The sequence below is a fragment of the Streptomyces sp. SID12501 genome (assembly GCF_010550245.1).
Classification (GTDB): domain Bacteria; phylum Actinomycetota; class Actinomycetes; order Streptomycetales; family Streptomycetaceae; genus Streptomyces.
Genome location: NZ_JAAGLU010000707.1, coordinates 1 through 433, shown reverse-complemented (window position 1 = coordinate 433; position 433 = coordinate 1). Strand labels below are relative to the sequence as shown.

Below are 433 nucleotides of genomic sequence, written 5' to 3'. Positions count from 1 at the left end.
AGGTCCAGTAGCCCGTGTGCAGGGTCATCAGGGCGGGCAGCACCGTCTGCTTGTAGGCGATCTTCTCGTGGGGGAAGGTCACCCGGTAGGACTTGGTGGTGTGGGTGGCGCCGTCCTTGGAGTGGGTGGTGTCCATCTCCAGTTCCTGGAGGCCGGGGGTGTCCTCGGTGAGGCGGACGACCGCCACGTGCGGGAGCCGCTCGGGCCACAGGTCGGCGCGGTTGACGAAGTCGAAGACGTCCTTGGCGCTGCCGTCGATCTGGACGGTGTCCTCGAAGGAGAAGGTGAGGTCCTCGGCGGCGTGGGCGAGCTCGACGTTGGTCTTCAGGGCGGCGAGTTCGGTGCGGGAGTTGCGGTCGACGGCCTCGTCGATCCAGGCCAGGGAGGCCGGGTCGTCGTCGATGGCCCGGTAGTCGTGCAGGAGCCGTACGCG

At 68.1% G+C, this 433-nt stretch carries 1 protein-coding gene; it reads right to left on the bottom strand.

Annotation, left to right across the window (positions count from 1 at the left end; all coding sequences use genetic code 11):
• The coding region (locus tag G3I71_RS48025; protein WP_343243311.1) for an SRPBCC family protein at positions 1-433 on the bottom strand (433 nt) is incomplete at both ends.